This is a genomic window from Methylocaldum sp. GT1BB (genome assembly GCF_051027545.1).
Taxonomy (GTDB): domain Bacteria; phylum Pseudomonadota; class Gammaproteobacteria; order Methylococcales; family Methylococcaceae; genus Methylocaldum.
Window position 1 is genome coordinate 1,508,462 of record NZ_CP194902.1, and the last position, 16,680, is coordinate 1,525,141.

Sequence of the window (16,680 nt, forward strand, 5' to 3'; positions counted from 1 at the left end):
ACGATCTCCAGTCAATTCGTCAATGCCCGGTTTTCAGATGCGCCGGACAGCATTCTTCGTAGCCCGGCACGCCCGAGCGGCGTTCGTACCAGGCGCGGCTGCGGTTGACCACGCCGACGGCGAGCAGCATCACCGGCACTTCGATCAAGACGCCCACGACCGTCGCCAAGGCCGCGCCGGATTCGAAGCCGAACAGGGCGATGGCGGTAGCCACGGCCAGCTCGAAGAAGTTGCTGGCGCCGATCAGCGCCGAAGGACCCGCCACGCAATGGGGCGAACGCACGGCCCGGTTCAGGAGGTAAGCCAGTCCCGAGTTGAAAAACACCTGGATCAGGATGGGCACGGCCAGGAGCAGGATCACAATCGGTTGAGTCAGGATCTGCTCGCCCTGGAAACCGAACAGCAGCACCAGGGTGGCCAATAGCGCCGTCAGCGAGACAGGGTGCAGTACTTTCAGCAGCCGGTCCAGACGGGCGTATCCGTCCCCGTGGCGCAGAACCGCCATACGCAAGAGGTTGGCCAGGATCAGGGGTACGACGATGTACAGCAGCACCGACAGGAGCAGCGTGTCCCAGGGCACGGTGATCGCCGACAGCCCCAACAGCAAGCCGACGATGGGCGCGAAGGCGAAAATCATGATGATGTCGTTGAGCGCCACCTGGGACAGGGTGTAATGGGGCTCGCCGCGCGACAAATGACTCCAGACGAACACCATGGCCGTGCACGGCGCGGCGGCCAGGAGGATCAGCCCGGCGATGTAGGAACCGATCTGATCCGCCGGCAGCCAGGGCCGGAACAACTGACCAATGAAAAGCCAGCCCAGGAGCGCCATGGAAAACGGTTTCACGCCCCAGTTGACGAACAGGGTCACGCCCACCCCGCGCCAGTGCTTCACGACTCCTTTCAGCGCCTTGAGGTCCACCTTGACCAGCATGGGGATGATCATCAGCCAGATCAGCACCGCAACCGGCAAATTGATCTTCGCCATTTCCAGCCGTCCCACGGTTTGGAACGCTGCGGGGAAAAGATGCCCCAGCCCTATGCCGGCGACGATGCAGAGGAATACCCAGACCGTCAGATAGCGGTCGAACAGGCTCATGCCTTTGGCTTTTTCGCCCGGCCCGCGATCAGAGGGACGGACGCTTCGGGTTGTATTTCGGAATTTCTGTTTGTTCATGGCGGTAGCTTTCGCAAGCGGGTCAAAGAGTTTCCGTTCCGATGCGGTTGAGCGCCTCGGCCAGTTCCGACCGGGAGATCCTTTCCACCGGCAGCGCCAGCAGTCGGCGGATACGTTTTTCGAGGGCCGTGTAGGTCGCTTCGAAAGCGGCTTCGATGGTCTCGGGACTGCCGGTGACGTGGGCCGGGTCCGGCAAGCCCCAGTGCCCGCGAACGGCCGATCCCAGGTAAACCGGGCAGGCTTCCCCCGCCGCCGAATCGCAGACCGTGATCAGGATGTCGATCGGCGTGTCTTCGAGTGCGTCCCAGGACTTGCTGGCATAGCCTTCGGTCGGGAGTCCGTGGCGGGCCAGCGTCGCCAGGGCGTTCGGGTTGACCCGGCCGGTCGGATGGCTGCCGGCGCTGAAAGCGCGAAAACGTCCCGCGCCCAGCCGGTTGATCAGGGCTTCGCCCAGGATGCTGCGGCAGGAATTGCCGGTGCAGAGTACGAGAACGTTCAGCGGACGCGGGTTCACGGATGGATTCCTTATTTTGAAGGGCTGCAGCAGCTCGAGGCGGATTTGATCTGTATGGCCGTGTCTTTGCCGAAGGTCGGTATGCTGCTCAGCGAGTGAAAGGCCTCCCAGGCGATACCTTGGGGATCGACGGTCCAGTATTTGTCGGACTGGGCGTAGCAGCAGGCGGCTTGTTTTTGCGCCTCGACCGGCAGGGCCGCTTCGCTCAGGCCGCGGTTGACCTCTTCCAGCTCCTCGCCGGATTCGACCTGGAGCCCCAGGTGATCCAGGCCGAGCCGGCTTCCCCGCGCGGAAATGGCGAAGTTGATGCGGGGATCGTCCAGCATCCACTTGGCGTAGTCGTCTTTCAGGACGCTGGGCTCGGTCTGGAACAAGGCGCTGTAGAAACGGATGTTCTTTTCGAGATCGTCGACGGCGATATGGACATGGAATCTTTTCATGGCAAATGCTCCGATAGGTTACTCAGGTTTCGCGGACATCAATCTTGCGGTTTCAACTTCACGTAACGGCGGCTCTGCCGACATCTCGGCCAGTGCCCGTTGTTGCACCGACGGCGAGGATAGTCTTGCCCGCGTCGCCCTTGCCGATGAGAACAGGAGCGCGGGAGCAGTTCGAAGAACCGCACAGTCGTCGATCGCGGCACCTTAGCCGCAGCAACTCTGCACAACCGGGTGTTCGACCGGGTCTCCTTCGAGAAAACGATGGGCCAGTTGCAGCATCGCCCTTGCGGGGGTCTCCTTCACGCTCTGGGCGGTTTTCACGGCGCGCATCATGTCCTCCCGCGAGATGCCCAGCTTCTTCGCCTGCTGATAGTGGTATTTGAAACAGGGCTCGCAGTTGGCGGCAATCGCGGTGCCGATCGCTACGAGTTCGGCGACGGCGTCCGTATAAATGCTGGGCGCAGGCGTTTCGATGTTCAGTCCTGCCAGAGACGCCAGTTCCGCTCGGGCCGGATATCTGCCCTTGCTGCCGATTTGGCCGTCCACCAGAAGCAGAGGCAGGCATTCGTTACCTTCCTTCTCCAGCGAGGCCTTCACAACCGGATTCGCCGCGAACGCTTGCGGGGCCTGGGAAAGGTTATGGCGGGCGACCTCGACGCCTTGTTCCGACAGCCACTGCACATCGGCGGCGAATTGCGCGAGAACGGGGTCGACCTCAACCCCGCACACGCCCGTGCTGCAGCATAGAGCGGGATCGTAGATTTCGAGCTTTTTCATGGAATTTCCTCTTATGCAAGTGATGAGGTGGGAAGTGAAAAGGCTATTCGCCATGTTGCGGTATATCGACAAGCCCGATCTCGCGGACTTTTTGCTCCAGCGCGAGCCGTTCCAAACTCGCGGGATTGAGGCTCGCGAACAAGGTGACGCGCCGATGAAGAACGGCGAAGGCTTTCGCGAAAGCCAGGCGCTTTTCGTCATCGGAACCGGCGACCGCCGCAGGATCGGGCACGCCCCAATGGGCCGTGATCGGCTGTCCGGGCCAAGCCGGGCAAACTTCGCCCGCTGCGTTATCGCAAACGGTGATGACGAAATCCAAATCCGGCGCGTCGGCTTGCGCGAATTCGTTCCAGTGCTTGCTCCGTGCGCCAGTGGCGGGAATTCCTTCTTTTGCCAGCCTTTCCAGGGCAAACGGGTTGACCGTTCCCGCCGGGTGACTGCCCGCGCTGAAGGCGCGGAAACGGCCCTGGCCAATTTGGTTCAATAAGGCTTCCGCCATGATGCTGCGCGCCGAGTTGCCGGTGCACAGGAAAAGTACGGTAAAGGTTTTGTCGGTCATGCCTGGGTTTCCTCGATGCCGGCGCAATCGGATGTGGCGGTCGGCTTGCAGGGCTTGCCGCTGCAGCAGTTTTCGGTCAGAAAGCCGAGCAGCTCGTTCATGGTCCGGAAATTGGCCGAATAGATGACGTAGCGGCTTTCCTGCCGGGACGAAACGAGATCGGCGTGGGCGAGTTCCTTCATGTGGAAGGAGAGCGAAGAGGGCGGAATGCCCAGCGTCTCGCTGATCTTCCCGGCGGACAAGCCTTCCGGCCCGGTTTGCACCAACAGGCGGAAGATGGCCAGGCGGGATTCCTGGGCGAGCGCTGCGAGGGCGGTGACGACTGATTTGATTTCCATGGTTCAAAGATTATAGAAATATAAAATAATTGCAAGCGGAATTTTCTCTCGTCCCCAATCTCCGGATTGGGAACGCTACCCTGGAAGCCCCCGCTTCCCGAACGACAGCAAGCAAGAGCTTGCAAGACCGGGTTCCCAAGCCCGAAAGCTTGGGAACCCGTAGAAAAAGAACTAGGCCGGATCGAGCCGTTCGTCTCGGCTCAGGACAAGCTTATCCCGGCCTACGCGGGCTCAGTCCGCGACTCCCAGTATGACCGACCCGGCCTTGAACACGGCATGGGCCGCATCGCCCTCGCGCAGCCCCATCGAGTCCACGCTCTCGTTGGTGATGGTGGCGGCGATCGAATCGCCGCCCGCCAGTTCGATCACCACTTCGGAATTCACCGCGCCCTTTTGAATGCGCTTGACCGTCCCTTTCAACTGATTGCGCGCCGATAGGCGGTATCCGCCGAAATCCTTGACGATCATGACCAGCGGGGCCTTGATCAGCGCCATCGCGTCGTCGCCGTTCCTGACGCCCAGCGATTCCGCCGATTCCTTGGTGATGGCCGACACGATCGTTTCTCCGCCCTTGAGTCCTATGCATACTTCCACGGTGACCGCGCCGGTACGGATGTCGGTCACTTTGCCGAAGAGCTGGTTGCGCGCGCTTGCTTTCACGTTCAATCTCCTGAATAAGAAAATGAGGTTCGGGTTGTCCGCCAGTTGCCGGTTTTTCGCATCCAGGAAGCGGCGGTGTTCTTCCTGTAATCCGGTAAAAAGCGCCAATAACTCCCGGCCGACGGCGGTGAGCTTGGTGCCCCCTCCGTGGCGGCCGCCCACGGCGGTGGAAACCAGAAGCTCCGGCGACAGGTTGTTGGCCCGCTCCACCATTTCCCAGGCGCCTTTGTAACTTAGGCCCACATCTTTTGCTGCCCGGTTGATGGAACCCGTTTTTCCGATGGCGGCGAGCAATCGAAAGAGACGTTCGTTGAGGCCGCCGATCAGTCGGAGTTCGCCCTCGACCAAGGCGGGCGGATCGATCTTGTGATTCGGATTCGTCATCGATTGTTGGCTCTTCATGAACGGGATGGGGAGAGGCGGCCGGGATTCCGATCCACTTTCATCACGAGCGGATTGAAGGCTTTGGAAACCAGCATGACCGTGTCGCCGACTTGGATGTCCAGCATTTCCTGTGCCGTGGCGATCACTTGCACCACCCGGTTGCCGATCAGGATCGAGAGCGTGAACACGACGTCGTTGGGCTCGACCGCGAGCACTTCGCCGGTGAACTGAAATTTTCCGCTGATCCGGCGATTGCTGAAAACCTCGGCGGGGCGTCCGCGGGCGACCGTTCGGCCGCCCTCGATGACGATGACCCGATCGGACAGCCTGTAAACTTCGCCGAGGTCGTGGCTGACCATCAGGGTGGTCATCCTGAAATGCCGCTGTATCCTCAGAATTTCGTTTTGAAGGCGTTGGCGGGTTTCACCGTCCAGGGCGGAAAGCGGCTCGTCCAGCAGCAAGAGCCGGGGTCTCCGGGCCAAGGCGCGGGCCAGCGCCACCCGCTGTTGTTGTCCCCCGGACAGGGTGGTCGGGAGGCGCCGCTCCAGTTCCCGTATGTCCATCAGCTCCAGGAGTTCGTCCAGATAGCGTTCGTCCTTGGGATCCCCCAGCGCGATGCGGAGATTCTCGCGCACGCTCAGATTCGGAAAAAGGGCATAGTCCTGGAATACGAAACCGACTCGGCGCTTCTGGGGCGGGATGTCGATGCCCTTGGTCCGGTCGAACCAGATCTCGCCGCCTACGGCGATTCTGCCGTGATCGGGCTCGGTCAGCCCGGCGATGCAGCGAAGACAAGTGGTTTTTCCGACGCCCGACCGCCCGAACAAGGTGAGAAACTGTCCGGTCTCGGCTTCGAGCTCGATGTCCAGGGTCACGTTCCCTTCCGCGGTGTGCAGGTTTTTTCGCAGCGATAGTTCCAGCATCAATGGGGTCCCAATGCGCGTTTGTTGATGAAAAATACCGCAAGCAGTATGGAGAAGCTCAGGGCGAACAAGACGAACGCATAAAAATTGGCCGCATCGTAGTTGAGCGATTCCACCTCATCGTAAATGGCGATGGAAGCCACTCGGGTCACGCCCGGAATGCTGCCGCCCATCATCAGCACCACGCCGAATTCGCCGATGGTATGGGCGAAACTGATCACGGCTCCGGCAAGCAGGGAGGGCTTGATGTTGGGCAGCAGAATCCGCGTCAGGGTTTTCCAGCGCGACAAGCCGAGCGTGTAGGCCGCCTCCGTGAGGCTGCGCGGCAGGTTCTGAAAACCCGACTGCACCGGGTGGACCATGAACGGCAGGCTGAACAATACGGACGCGACGACTAGTCCTTCGAAACTGAACACGAGCCGCAGCCCGAAGGTCTCGTCCAGAAAACGGCCGAAGGCGTTTTTGGGGCTGAAAGCCAGGAGCAAATAAAAGCCGAGCACCGAGGGCGGCAAGACCAAGGGCATGGCGACCAGGGCTTCCACCGCCGCCTTCAGGCGAAAGCGGCCGAAAGCCAGCCAGTAAGCCAGGGGCACGCCGATGAGGAACAATATCGCCGTCGTGACCGTGGCGAGCTTCAGAGTGAGGATCAGGGGTTGCCAATCATAGGCCATCGGCGCGTTCCCCCAGCATGACCTCGTTGGCCTTGATCAAGGCCTCGACGCGATCGCCCACGGCCAATTCCAGCCGCTCGGCGGCCCGGCGAGTGATAACGGACACCAGGCGGTGGCCTCCGCAATCGAGCGTCACCTCGGCCAATAGCTTGCCCTTGCGGATGTCGGCGATTTCGCCCTGTAGCCGGTTGCGCAGGCTCAGGCGACCGCTCAAGTCTTTGCCGAGCGAAACTTCCGTTTCCTTGAACAGGACCGATACGGCGTTGCCCGCTTCGAGATAGGGTGCGGATTCCGCCGTTTCCACCAGCATCGCGGTCAGCGTGTTTTCTCCCACGGCGACATCGACCAGCGAAATATCCCCTTCGCTGGCGACGGCAACGATGATTCCCGGCAATCGGTTCACGGCAGCCGATACCCTTGCCGGGCGAAGATGTCCCGTGCGGTCCGAGAAAACAGGAAGTCGAAAAAGCGTTTCGCCGCCGCGGGCCGATGTTCCTCCCCGTGCTTCAGAATGACGGCGGCCTGGGCGATGGGTCGATAGGCTTCCTCGGGAATTTCCATCCAGTGTCCCCGGTCCTTCAGCGCCGCCGTCAACACCGTGGACTTCGCGGTCAAGCCGATCTCGGCCGCCTGTGACAGCACGAACTGGTTGACCTGGGGAACGGTCTCGCCGTAAACGATTTTCTCTTGGAGAGCGGGCAGCAACCGATAGTGGCGCAGAGCCTCCATGGCCGCCCGGCCATAAGGCGCGCCCTTCGGATTGGCGAGAGCGATTTTGCGGATGCCCGGCGCCTTGAGCACCGCGGTCAAGCCCTTGTCGAAGGCGACGTCGCCGAGGGTCCACGCCACCAGCGCCCCGTAGACGTAGACCCTGGGCGGCGTGACGGCCAAACCGGATTTGTACAGATGCTCGGGATAACTGACATCCGCCGAAACGAAGACATCGAAGGGCGCGCCCTGTTCGACCTGGGCGGCGATCTTGCCCGAGGACGTGAACACCGGCTCGATCTCGATGCCGGATTCCTGCTCGAAAGCCTGTTTCAGTTCCGGAAAGTTGGCCTGAATGCCCGCCGCGGCGGCCACCGTCAGAGTGTCCCGCGCCGCGAGCGGCGGCGCTGTGGCCAAAAGGCAAATGGAAAGTACGAAGAACGGGTGTTTCATCATAGGACCTTTGAATATCGTCAAACAAAAACACGTTCACCGATAGCCGATTCGGTAGCGCCGTGTCCGCCGAACATCGCGACGGTAAGCGAGAACATGGCGATTATCCAGCGCGCCACATCTTGATCACCGACAACGCCAGACTGACGAACTTGTTGACGATGACCGCTTCCAGGGCCGGGAATTGAAATGTCCCGATGAGCAGCGGCAAGCGGAATTCCGCGCCTCCCAGTCCGATCAGGCCGCCCAGGGTAACGATTAGCGCCCCGCCGCCGAAGGCGGATACCCCGCGCCGCGTCGTCGCGGGCGCAGTGAGATTCGGATCGGCGTGCCGACTCATAGCGCGGGCGCCGCTTCGCCCGGCAGAACAAAGCCGTAGCGACGGAAGATCGCCCGCGCCGGTTCGGCGGCGACGAATTCGGCGAACGTCTCGGCCAATGGATTGTTCTCGGCCCGCTTGACGACGACGTAGGCCTGATCCAGAGGGGAATGCAGATTCTCCGGAACCAGCGAATACCCGCCTTTCTCCTTCAGCGCGGGACTCACGGCCAGCGACAGGGCGATGATGCCGACATCGGCGGCGCCGGTCTCGGCGAACTGGGCGGTCTGCGCCACGTTTTCGCCGAACACCAATTTCTTTTCCACTTTCGACCACAGACCGGCTTTCTTCAGTGCCTCCTCCGCACGCATGCCGTAGGGGGCATGCTTGGGATTGGCGATGGCGATCCTGGTGATTTGGGGACTGTCCAAGTTCTTTAGTGTCATCTTGCTGGCGTCGGTCCGTGCACTCCACAGCACGATGCGGCCGCGGGCGTACATCCTGACCTCGGAAGCCGTCAGCCCCTGCTCTTTAAGCTTTTCCGGAAACTTGATGTCGGCCGAAAAGAAGATGTCGAAAGGCGCTTCGTGCACGATTTGTTCGTAAAACTTGCCGGACGAACCGGTGACGAGATCCACCGTCGCTTCCGGGTGGCGGTCTTTGAAGGATGTCACGATTTCGTCCATTGCATACTTGAGATCCGCCGCGGCGGTGATGGTGAGCTTGCCTGTCTCGGCGCCCTGAGCGGTGTGGCCTATGGTTATCAGATGGAGCAAAAAGATCAATAAGAAGCGATGCATGGCTGAGTTCTCCACAGTTTGAACAGATCGGGTTTTTCGAGAAATCCGGGTTTTCGGCTCTTGTATCAGAACTGATACTGAAACCGGGTCAGGAACACTTTTTCCGTCGGACGGTCCCGGCCTCGGGCCGCGCCGCCGTCGAAATAGGTCTGGGCGTAATCGGCCATCAACTTGATATTGGGGTTGAGATACCAGTTGAGGCCCAGCGCCCACTCGGTGGCTTTGCTGGCCGAGGTGGACGGGTTGGCGAAAGCGCCGTTGTGCTTGAAAGTGTCGTCGTCCACGTCCAGTTCGCCCCATCGCGCGGCGATCTGGAAAGCGCCCCAGGTGCCGGCGAAGGGATCGAAGTTTCGGGCCGGCTTGATCCCGAAGAACGAGTTCCTTTCGCCGGTCAGCACATACGAGGTCTGCACTTGCCAGGCGGTGTTGTCCTGGCGCGCGGTTCGGGTTCTCGTACCGTCGGCGAGGCGCTGGGATGAAATCACGTACTCGGTCAGCAGCCCGAACGGCCCCCAGTACCAATAAGCCCCGGACGTGATGCGGTAGGCGTCTCCGAAAGCGGTGACGTTCGGGTTGTAATTCAGGAAAGCCTGCTGTCCGGCCGAGGTCAGCCGGTTCAAGCTGTGTCCTCTCGGTTGCCCCCAACTGCCAGCAAGATTGATACCCAGGCCTTCCAAAGCCGGGATGCCGCTGTGCATGAAAGGATGCGAAATGAGACGGCCGGCGAACTCCTTGTTGTCGTCCCGCTCGCTGTCTACGTTACCCCCGTCGCGGGCGCCGTTGAAGACGCCGAGTTCGTAGCCGAAGAACTCCTTGAACACCGGCAAGATCGTGTACTGCGTTTTATAGCCGGGGTAAGGGATCTGGCCGTGCAGCATTACGCCGATATCGCGTGCCGGCGTGAGGTTCTGGGTCAGTGCTCGCTCGACGAACGCGATATTGGGCGCGCCTTGCTGACGTTCCAGGCCGTTGATGGGCGGTCTGAATTTGCCCGCCATCAGGCTGGCGTACGGAAAATAGTGCAAATCGGCGAAGGCGTCGAACAGGCGCAGATTGCCTTGGCCGAAATCCGGCGAGAAACGGAAATCCGCCCATTTGAAGAAGGTGCCGTCGATGGTCAGACGGGCGCGGCGGATGGAAAACTTGTCCGGAATCGCATCGCCCGTCGAATCGTCCATGAAAAAATTGCCGTCGGCCTGGGCATAGGCGCGGAGGCTCAGGCGATAGTTCTCGTCGGCGGATTTGACGACCAGGCCCTTGTTGCCGATCTCGACCTTGGGCGCATTCTTTGCCGCTTCCGCCGTCACCTTGCGATCCTGCTCGATTTTTTTCTCGAGCGTGGCGACTTTGTCGTTCAGCGCTTTTACCTCGCCGTCAGATGTGGCAACGGGGAGATTTTTCGGATTCGTTTCCTGCGTTTTTGCGGCGATTTGTTTACGAAGCTGCGTGTTTTCATTCTCCGATTGTTCCAGGCGGGTTTCCATTTCCACGAGGCGCCGTTCCATCGCCTGCATGCGTTCTTCCATGGTCGCCGCAGACACGCCGTGAGGCGAGCTAAAGAGTAAGCCGTGACAAGCGACGGCGAGCGCTGTTTTTTTTCTTATAGTCATGAGAAGTTTCCCCAATTTGTTTGGCCGTTAAGCTGCGACGCCTCATTGCAAGCCGTCTCCGATCGCGATGGCTGGTTCTTTGATTGGTGTTTCCCCCCTTCCGGTCCACGTCATTGCGTAGCCGAAAAACCCTTTGAACGTTAATTCGTTATTTATTTAAAGTTATAACGATAATCGAGCAAAAACAGGGCCAATAATGGGGCGAACATCTCGACGAGAGGGAATTGGTCGGCAACGGCTGGCGTCCCGCAACTGCCGGAGGCCTAGTGCCTATGCTGTTGAATATTCGGCGGAAACGCGTTTTCGCTTGGGCTTAATCGTTCGGTTTGTGCTTCGTTATATACGTTAATAAATATCGATACAAGTAGTTCGGCCGGCGAGCGTCGGATAGCTATGGTGGCGAAAGGAATGTCAGGTTTCGAACAGGAAGAATGTCGGTTTTCCAACAAAAGCGATCGGCGGATCACGGCAGTCGGGCGAGAACTCGGCTAAGCTTCCATGGCGCCGGAACGGGCACCGTTGCCTGCCGGTGTCCTGAGTATTACCCCTAATTGGAGATGTCTGTGAACAAGATCGGCAAGTTCGGTGTGGTGGGGATTCTGGTGATTGCGGGCGGCGCATCCGCCGCCTCGGCGGAAGAAGTGCCCAAAGTATTTCGCGATGCGCCGGCCCAGAAAGGCCAATGGCGCATGGAGATTCTCAAGTTCGACGGCGGCGAAGGCGACGGAGAGGCTGTGAGCGCCATGCCCAAAAGCATGTCGATGTGCATGGACAGCATCATGGACATGGCCAAGAAGAGTGAGCAGCAGCAGGGGCCGAGCACATGCCGCGGCAAGATCCTCGAAAACAAGGATAATCGCGCCGTTTACGAGGCCACGTGCGAAAGCGGCGTCTACCGCAGCACCATAACCCGTGAGGGGCCGCGTTCGTTCTTGATCGAAGCCGCCGGGAAGAGCCCAGAAGGCTCTTTCGCCATGACATCACGCTACACCTACGAAGGGCCCTGCAAGGGAAACGGCGGGCAGCCGGCCATCAGCTTCGACAAGAACAGCGAAGCCTGCAAGGCGATGAAAGCGCAGATGTTCCAGATGGACCCGAAGATTGCGTGCGCCGGCGCGACGGGAGCGGCCCGCCAAACCTGCGAGCAGCAGATGGCGCAATCGCTCGCTCAAATGAAGAGTATGTGTGAATAATGGCGGCGTATTCGATCCGCGAATTTTCCGGATCGTGGGCCCGCGGCTCGGAAATTCTTTCCCGGCGCCGCCGTCCGGCCAACGGATTCGTCGGCAAAGGATTGCCGACCTACGACTGAGCACCCTGTAGGTCGGGAATCCTTTCCCGACGTTACGGTCCTACCGAGCGTCTTCGTCGGCAAGGGATTGCCGACCTACGACCGTGCACCCTGTAGGCCGCGAATCCCTTCCCGACATTCGCTAGATTTTTTGTCGAATGACCGAAGCCGTAGAACGACTCGGGAAACGAGCAACATGCTACGCAGGATAGGGCGATAGCCGCCAGTTCACGGGCTGTTGTACAGCACTTCGCCCAGCGCCCCGATATCGTAGCCGCCTAGGCTTTGGGCCTTTTCCGCGAATTCCGGGGCGCGGGTGAATTTCAGCAGGGTTTGGAACGGCGGCTCGAAATAATCGCGCCGGCGGATGACGAGGTCGAAGCGTTCCCGCGCCAGAGGCAGGAATTCCAGTTTCATTTGCCGGGCCACGGACTGCACCGCGATGCCGGCGTCCGCCTGGCCGCTGCAGACCGCAAGCCCGATGTCGACGTGGCCGCGGGCCGGCTGGGGCAGGAGATTCAAACTCTCGATCGAAAGCCCCGACTGCTTGAGCAAGTGCCGGAAGAGCAGACGGCTGCCGGCGCCTTCCTGTCTTTCGATGATCCGCGCGCGGGTCCGGGCCAAATCGGAGAGGGCACGGATGCCGAGCGGATTGCCGGCCGGGAGCACCAGTCCCTGCTCCCGCCAGGCCCAGTGCAGAACCACGATTTCCGCGCCTTTCAGATGTTCCTTGACCGCCGGCAAGTTGTATTCGCCGCTTGCCGGGTCGAGCAGGTGAATGCCGCACAGCACCCCTTCGTCGGCGGTGAACCGTTCCAAACCCTCGGTGCTGCCGTTCATCTGCATGGCCAAGGGGTAGCCGGTTTCTCCCAGTGCCCATTCCAGCAGCGGATCGTGACTGCCGACCACCACCTGCGGCAGCGGGCGGACTTCCGCGCCCGGCTGTACCTGGAACTCGCTGTTTTGCTTGAGCCAGATGTCGATCTGCTCCTTCGGGAACAGCCACTTGCCCGTGACCCGAGTGCAGGGAATGCGTTTCTGGGCAAGCAGATCGTAAATCTTGCGTTCTTTGAGACGCAGATAACGCGCGACTTCCGGAACCGTCATCATGTTCTGCGTATCCGATTCGTCCTTTACCATGATTGGGTCTCAATCGTTTCTTGGAGTAAGAAATTCAGGGCTGTACCTGCATAAACCAAAGGGATTGTAACCCAAGGGCTATGGCTATAAACGAAAGCCCATATCGACTAGCGCCTGCCTCACCCGATCATCCCCGAGAAACTCCCGAAAACGGCGAACACCGGGTTTTTCCAAATGGCTTTTCGGCACCAGAAAATCGTAATGTTCGTCCTGAACGGGTATGAACCCGAGACCGTATTGGGCGGCGACCGTTTCGATGGCGACGCCCCAGTCGGCGCGGCTTTGCGCCACGGCGGCGGCCACCGCGTTGTGCGACTTGGGTTGCACGGGGTAGCCGGGCGGCTGCCCGCCTTCGAGCAAGCGGTCGATCAGGATGCGGGTTCCGCTGCCGGCATTGCGGTTGATCATGAGGCAGCTCGCATCCTCGCGCGCAGCGGCCAGCGCCGCTTCGAGCGGTTTTCCGGCAAACCGCGGGTCGTCCTTGCGGAACACGATGCCCTGCATGCGGCGGTAGCCAGGGACGAGTTCGAGTTCCGCCGTCAGCAGGTGGCGGTTGTATTCGCCGGTCGCGGGGTCCATGAGATGCACCCCGGCGATGTCGCATTCGCCCCGCTTGGCCGCCGCCGCGCCGCCCATGCTGCCGACGTAGAAGGCTTTGACGCTTAAGGCCCGCTGCTGCAATAGCGTCAACAGATAATCCAGCCCCGCGCACTGGCTGCCCACGAACACCAGTTCGGCGGGTTCCAGCGCCTGGCCGAGCAGTTGCACCGAGACTGCGCTGCCCGCCGGAACCTGTTCGGTGCGCTGGTCGATGGCGATGAACCCGTCCGCGAAGCTGAAAGCGGTCACCGCGCCGGAGCCTTTTCCCATTGGGTAGGCCGCGAGTCCGTCGTCGGTCGGCATCAGGCTGACCAAAAGGTATTCGGTGCGTCCCCGCTCCGATGTAACCCGCATGGGCAGCGTGGCTTCGACCGACCGTGTTCTCGCGGCGGGCAGTCCCGCCAGGCGCCTCAATACCGGAGCGACGAACTCGTGGAAGTTGAAGATCGCCGAGGTGGGAAAGCCGGGCAGCACCACCACAGGCTTGCCGTCGGTCACGGCCAGGCAAATCGGCTTGCCGGGTTTGAGCGCCACCCCGTGCGCCACGATGCCGGGGTTCTTCAAGGCGCTGACGGCGCGGTAGGACAGGTCGCCCGCGCCTTTCGAAGTGCCGCCCGAGAGCAGCACCATGTCGCATTCCAAGCCCCGCCTCAACGCGCTATCGAGTGCCGACTCGTCATCCGGCACCACGCCGAGGCTCACCGGTTCGCCGCCGAGTTCGCGCACGGCCGCCGCGAGTATCGTGCCGTTGGAGTCGTAGACCTTGCCGGGGCGCAGCGGCTCGCCGGGCGGAACGATTTCGTTGCCGGTGGAGATGATTGCGACGCGCGGGCGGAGATAAACGTCCACCTGGTCCAGACCGATGGCGGCCAACACCCCGAGCTCCCGCGACGTGAGCCATTGCCCGGCGCGCATCACGGTTTCGCCTTTGGCGACGTCGGTGCCGGCGAAAGCGACGAACTGGCCGGGCAGGGCGGGTTTGCGGATTTCGATGCGGAGCGGCTGGCGATCTTCCAGCAATTCGGTGTGCTCGATCATCACCACCGCATCGGCGCCCCTCGGCAGCATGCCGCCTGTCGCGATGGGGGTGGCGGTCCCGGCCGTGACGGCCATCGACGGTTCGACGCCGGGCGCGAGCACCTCCGGGTTCAGGGACAACGCCGCCGGAACTTCGTCGCTCGCGCCGTAAGTATCCCCGGACCGGACCGCGAAGCCGTCCACGCTGGCGCGATCGAAGGCCGGCACGTCCACGGGCGCGCTCACGGTGCGCGCCAGCACCCGGCCCAAGGCATCGGCGAGCGGAACGGTTTCACGGCCGGACGGCTCCAGCCGGAGACGGGCATGAAACCGCGCCGCCGCTTCCGTGCGGTCGATGACGTCAAGAAATTGCTCTTGGCGGGCCGCGCGCCTGAGGTCGTCGTTAGAGGACATGATTCGGTTCCGAGTCGAGGGAGTCATAAAGGAATACGGTCACTTCGGCGCCGGGCGGATAACCTTCGCAGTCTTCGGGCACCAGCAGAAATCCGTCGGCAGCGGCAAGGGCCGAGAGGCGGGTATTGCCGCCCACGGCGACGGGTTCGGCGCCGTTCGGCGTCAGCCGTACCCGGCAATAGTCGGTGCTGCCGAGTTCCGAGCTGATTTTCTTGGTCAAGACGACCCGCCGTGCCGGATAAGGCCAGGCCGTGCTTCGGCCGCCCAGGCGCCGTATGGCGCGGCCCGCGAAAAGATCATAGGCGCAGAAGCTGGCCACCGGTTCTCCCGGCAGAAGAAGCACCAAGGTGTTTCCGATCCGTCCGATGCCGGTCGAGCGCCCCGGCTCCAGGGCGATGCCGTGCCAGGCCAGCTCTCCGGCCGTTTCCAGCGCTTCGGCGGCACGGTCGTTCCAGCCTTCGCCGCTGCTTCCCGCGATCAGCACCGCGTCGATTTCATCCGTGCGCAACGCCTCCCCGATCGCATCGTCGGTTACATGCATCCAAGCTGCGACTTCGCCCCCGTCCCGCGCCACGAGCGCTTTCAACATCGACGAGCCGGCCTCGAAATGCTGATGAGCACTGCGAGGCTGTTCCGGAACCGCCAAATCGTCGCCGGTGGTCACGAGCCTTATCCTGGGTCGTCGAACGACGATTATCCGATCCAATCCGCAGGCGGCCAACAAGGCCAGATCCTGGGCGCGCAAAAGCCTGCCTTCGGGCAGCAGCGGGCTGCCGCAGGCGATGTCCTTGCCTCGGCGGACGATGTGTTCGCCCGGCGCAACCGCCGCCGCGATATTCACGAAACCGCCGGACTCCTCGGCGAGCGGGAACGGAACGATCGTATCCGCGCCGTCCGGCAGTGGCGCGCCTGCCACGACTCTCGCTGCCGTTCCGGGTTGTAGGGCGACTGCTGTATCGTGCAATTTCAGCATCACCGGGCTGTAGGCGCCCGCACCGATGGTTTCGAATCCGCGTACGGCATAACCGTCTATGGCGGCGCGGTCGAATGGGGGCACATCGATGGGCGACTGCACCGTTTCGGCGAGAACGCGCCCGCAGGCTTCGGACACCGCGACCGTTTCCGGCGGCAACGCGGAAACCTGCCGGTCCAGCCAGCGCAGCACCTCGTCGACGGATTCGTAGCGGGTGAACGTTTTCACGGGTGACGATCCGATGAGGAATCCGGTTTCAATCCATCCATTCGATCACGTGATCTTCCACGGACTCTACTTCGGCTTCCGGTATTGCATAACGGCGTATGGAAACCCCGGCATCGTGCACGGCTTCGCGGTCGCCGCAAACCAGGTGATGCCAAGCGGGCAGGTCTTTGCCTTCCGCCAGCAGCCGGTAGGCGCAGGTGGACGGAAGCCAATGGTATTGCGTGAAGCCGGCGCGCAGGTCCAGACATTCCGGAACCAAGACCGTGCGCTCTTGGTAATGAGTACAGCGGCAAGCCCCGATGTCGAGCAGCCGGCACGCCACGCTGGTGAAGAACAATTCGCCGGTGTCTTCGTCCTCGATCTTGTGCAGACAGCATTTTCCGCATCCGTCGCACAGCGATTCCCATTCCTGTTCGCTCATTTCGGCCAGTGATTTTTCGCGCCAGAAGGGTGTTTTCATGGGGTCGGCGATGGGGTGGGTTGATTCGGAAGGCTCATTTTAGCTTGAAAGGCACAGCCTTTTGTCGGCCTTTGCCCATCCTACATCTCCCCATTCTTCGCGAAAAAATGTGACATCTGTTGCAACAGCGACACGCTTTTGCAATAAAGTTTGCCCCCGGTGAGCCGGCGCCCATCGCACCAACTCGTCGACTTGTCTAATGGCTAAGTCTCTTTAATCAACCC

Annotated in this window: 18 protein-coding genes and 1 pseudogene; 1 reads left to right on the forward strand and 18 read right to left on the reverse strand. The window is 61.3% G+C overall.

Going from position 1 to position 16,680, the window contains the following annotated elements; genetic code table 11:
- Positions 1–19: 19 nt before the first annotated feature.
- The 14 genes and pseudogenes from arsB to ACR2TX_RS08120 form a co-directional block, all read right to left on the reverse strand.
- A complete protein-coding gene (arsB, locus tag ACR2TX_RS08055) occupies positions 20–1,099 on the reverse strand; it encodes an ACR3 family arsenite efflux transporter (protein WP_434132440.1) in 1,080 nt (359 codons plus the stop codon).
- A 100-nt stretch (positions 1,100–1,199) separates the two neighbouring features.
- Positions 1,200–1,691 (reverse strand): arsenate reductase ArsC, encoded by a 492-nt coding sequence (locus tag ACR2TX_RS08060; protein WP_434131747.1) that lies wholly within the window; start codon positions 1,689–1,691, stop codon positions 1,200–1,202.
- Between the two features lie 11 nt (positions 1,692–1,702).
- On the reverse strand, positions 1,703–2,131 hold the full coding sequence (locus ACR2TX_RS08065; RefSeq protein ID WP_156881096.1) for an ArsI/CadI family heavy metal resistance metalloenzyme: 429 nt from the start codon (positions 2,129–2,131) through the stop codon (positions 1,703–1,705).
- A 204-nt stretch (positions 2,132–2,335) separates the two neighbouring features.
- Positions 2,336–2,908 carry an arsenite efflux transporter metallochaperone ArsD gene (arsD, locus tag ACR2TX_RS08070; protein WP_434131748.1) on the reverse strand — a complete coding sequence of 191 codons (573 nt, stop codon included), beginning with the start codon at positions 2,906–2,908 and terminating at the stop codon, positions 2,336–2,338.
- 43 nt (positions 2,909–2,951) lie between these two features.
- The gene (locus ACR2TX_RS08075) at positions 2,952–3,467 is read right to left on the reverse strand and encodes an arsenate reductase ArsC (protein WP_434131750.1); all 516 of its coding nucleotides are present in this window, start codon (positions 3,465–3,467) and stop codon (positions 2,952–2,954) included.
- On the reverse strand, positions 3,464–3,805 hold the full coding sequence (locus ACR2TX_RS08080; RefSeq protein WP_077728558.1) for an ArsR/SmtB family transcription factor: 342 nt from the start codon (positions 3,803–3,805) through the stop codon (positions 3,464–3,466). Before ACR2TX_RS08080 ends, ACR2TX_RS08075 begins: the two co-directional genes overlap by 4 nt.
- Positions 3,806–4,036: 231 nt before the next feature.
- Complete coding sequence (locus ACR2TX_RS08085; RefSeq protein WP_168175332.1) at positions 4,037–4,849, reverse strand: TOBE domain-containing protein; 813 nt, start codon at positions 4,847–4,849, stop codon at positions 4,037–4,039.
- A gap of 14 nt (positions 4,850–4,863) precedes the next feature.
- Positions 4,864–5,772: an ATP-binding cassette domain-containing protein gene (locus ACR2TX_RS08090; protein WP_347258641.1), complete on the reverse strand. Its 909-nt coding sequence runs from the start codon at positions 5,770–5,772 to the stop codon at positions 4,864–4,866.
- A complete protein-coding gene (gene modB / locus ACR2TX_RS08095; protein WP_077728561.1) occupies positions 5,772–6,443 on the reverse strand; it encodes a molybdate ABC transporter permease subunit in 672 nt (223 codons plus the stop codon). The genes ACR2TX_RS08090 and modB overlap by 1 nt, the downstream gene beginning before the upstream one ends.
- Complete coding sequence (locus tag ACR2TX_RS08100; protein ID WP_434131751.1) at positions 6,433–6,846, reverse strand: TOBE domain-containing protein; 414 nt, start codon at positions 6,844–6,846, stop codon at positions 6,433–6,435. The genes modB and ACR2TX_RS08100 overlap by 11 nt, the downstream gene beginning before the upstream one ends.
- Positions 6,843–7,607 carry a molybdate ABC transporter substrate-binding protein gene (modA, locus tag ACR2TX_RS08105; protein ID WP_347258640.1) on the reverse strand — a complete coding sequence of 255 codons (765 nt, stop codon included), beginning with the start codon at positions 7,605–7,607 and terminating at the stop codon, positions 6,843–6,845. The genes ACR2TX_RS08100 and modA (ACR2TX_RS08105) overlap by 4 nt, the downstream gene beginning before the upstream one ends.
- A gap of 130 nt (positions 7,608–7,737) precedes the next feature.
- Positions 7,738–7,944, reverse strand: a pseudogene (locus tag ACR2TX_RS08110) (hypothetical protein); the annotation flags it as partial.
- Positions 7,941–8,723 (reverse strand): molybdate ABC transporter substrate-binding protein, encoded by a 783-nt coding sequence (gene modA / locus ACR2TX_RS08115; protein WP_434131753.1) that lies wholly within the window; start codon positions 8,721–8,723, stop codon positions 7,941–7,943. The pseudogene ACR2TX_RS08110 and the gene modA (ACR2TX_RS08115), both read right to left, overlap by 4 nt.
- Positions 8,724–8,788: 65 nt before the next feature.
- Complete coding sequence (locus tag ACR2TX_RS08120; RefSeq protein WP_434131754.1) at positions 8,789–10,333, reverse strand: porin; 1,545 nt, start codon at positions 10,331–10,333, stop codon at positions 8,789–8,791.
- A gap of 563 nt (positions 10,334–10,896) precedes the next feature.
- Here ACR2TX_RS08120 and ACR2TX_RS08125 point away from each other — a divergent pair.
- Positions 10,897–11,526 carry a hypothetical protein gene (locus ACR2TX_RS08125; RefSeq protein WP_077728564.1) on the forward strand — a complete coding sequence of 210 codons (630 nt, stop codon included), beginning with the start codon at positions 10,897–10,899 and terminating at the stop codon, positions 11,524–11,526.
- Between the two features lie 326 nt (positions 11,527–11,852).
- On the opposite strand, the gene ACR2TX_RS08130 is transcribed toward ACR2TX_RS08125, so the two are convergent.
- The 4 genes from ACR2TX_RS08130 to ACR2TX_RS08145 form a co-directional block, all read right to left on the reverse strand.
- Positions 11,853–12,764 (reverse strand): substrate-binding domain-containing protein, encoded by a 912-nt coding sequence (locus ACR2TX_RS08130; RefSeq protein WP_434131756.1) that lies wholly within the window; start codon positions 12,762–12,764, stop codon positions 11,853–11,855.
- Positions 12,765–12,848: 84 nt separating this feature from the next.
- Positions 12,849–14,795, reverse strand: a complete 1,947-nt coding sequence (locus ACR2TX_RS08135; protein ID WP_434131758.1) for a molybdopterin biosynthesis protein — start codon at positions 14,793–14,795, stop codon at positions 12,849–12,851.
- Complete coding sequence (locus ACR2TX_RS08140) at positions 14,785–15,996, reverse strand: molybdopterin molybdotransferase MoeA (RefSeq protein ID WP_434131760.1); 1,212 nt, start codon at positions 15,994–15,996, stop codon at positions 14,785–14,787. The genes ACR2TX_RS08135 and ACR2TX_RS08140 overlap by 11 nt, the downstream gene beginning before the upstream one ends.
- A gap of 28 nt (positions 15,997–16,024) precedes the next feature.
- Complete coding sequence (locus ACR2TX_RS08145) at positions 16,025–16,456, reverse strand: YcgN family cysteine cluster protein (protein WP_077728567.1); 432 nt, start codon at positions 16,454–16,456, stop codon at positions 16,025–16,027.
- Between the last annotated feature and the right edge of the window lie 224 nt (positions 16,457–16,680).